1 protein-coding gene is annotated in these 1,310 nt (G+C 67.8%); it reads right to left on the bottom strand.

All coding sequences use genetic code 11. The features are described from left to right. Positions 1-145: 145 nt before the first annotated feature. Entirely contained in the window at positions 146-1,228 is a 1,083-nt protein-coding gene (locus H7841_18530) for an IS5 family transposase (protein ID MEO5338855.1), read from the bottom strand. Positions 1,229-1,310 lie beyond the last annotated feature (82 nt).

The following is a 1,310-nucleotide window of genomic DNA, read 5'->3' as shown; positions in this document are numbered from 1 at the left end:
GGACACCTCCGGAAACCCGCTTGCAGGAGCCGCGTAGCGGCAGATTCCGGTCCAGGAATGTGTCTGCCGCTCCCACCGAAGTCGTTTCGGCAGCTTGATTGCCCCGCCAGGGGCGACGATTGGCCGGTTTTCCGGCCCCTGGGCGTCAGGCGGGCGCACTTCTCGTGTCCAACCAGCACCAGCGCTTCATGTTGTAGGCCATCGCCGCGAATGTGATCGCGCTTTCGGCGCGGACCAGGCCGATGGTCCTCACCGCGAGTCGCATCGGCCCCTTCAGGACGGCGAAAGGGTGCTCGACCCGGGAGCGCACCGCCGACTTCCGCGCGTTGGCCTGAGACGTCCGTTTCGACATCGGCTTGCCCTTCGGTTTCTTCACGTGGATCCGGCTGACCTTCCCGATGCCGCGCAGGTAGTCCTCGTTGGCCCTGGAGCGGTAGGCGGTGTCGGCCCAGACCTCCGACGCCGTGTTGTTGGGGTCGATGAGCCCTTCGCGCAGGCGGGCGCCATCATGGGCGGCGGCGTCGGTGACGAGGTGGCGCCGGATCACGCCGTGGCGACGGTCGATGGAAATGTGCGCCTTGTAGCCGAACGTCGGAATGGCGATGTCGGGCCGCTCCGTGCCGTCGGGCGCGGGCTTCGCCTTGGAGAACTTCACCGTCCAACGCGCGTCCACGTCCTTCTGGCGCGCCTTCGCCGGCTTCTCCGGCCAGATTTCCCGCGCCGCCTTGCCCGCCTTGATCTGCTCCTTCTCGCCGTCGGTGTTGCGCTGGCGCGGCGTGCTGACCAGCGTCGCGTCGATGATCTGGCCGGACATGGGAAGGTAGCCCGCCTCGGTGATGGCCCGGTCGAGGCGCCCGAACAGGGCGTCCAAGGCCTTGGCGGTGATCAGCGCCTCGCGAAAATCCCACAGCGTGTTGGCGTCGGGCACGGCATCGCCAGGACCAAGGCCGCAGAACCGCATCCAGCTCAGCCGATCACGCACCAGGTACTCCGTCTGGTCCAGGGACAGTCCGTGCAGCGCCTGGAGCACCAGCATCCGGAACTTGAGCACGGCGTCGAAGGGCGGCCGTCCGCCCTTGCCGGCGTCGCGCGGACCCAGGGCCTCATCCAGGACCGGGCGGAACATCTCGAAGTCCACCGTCGCCGAGAGCTTCTCCAGCGGATCGCCCTGGCGGGACAGTTCCTGAAGCCGGTGCTCCACGTCCCAGAACCCCCGCTGACCCCTCATTCCGATGCTCCCGCTCTCGGTCAACCTGCCGCTATCGAATCACGTCAGGGCGCGGAGGTCACGGGGTTTCCGGAGGTGTCCA

The sequence above is a fragment of the Magnetospirillum sp. WYHS-4 genome (assembly GCA_039908345.1).
Classification (GTDB): Bacteria; Pseudomonadota; Alphaproteobacteria; order Rhodospirillales; family GLO-3; genus JAMOBD01.
The sequence above is the reverse complement of the archived record's forward strand: the minus strand, read 5'-3'. Positions and strand labels throughout refer to the sequence as shown.

Coding starts and splice junctions, on each gene's coding strand:
- H7841_18530 (MEO5338855.1), bottom strand. CDS start 1,228: ATGAGGGGTCAGCGGGGGTTCTGGGACGTGGAGCACCGGCTTCAGGAA.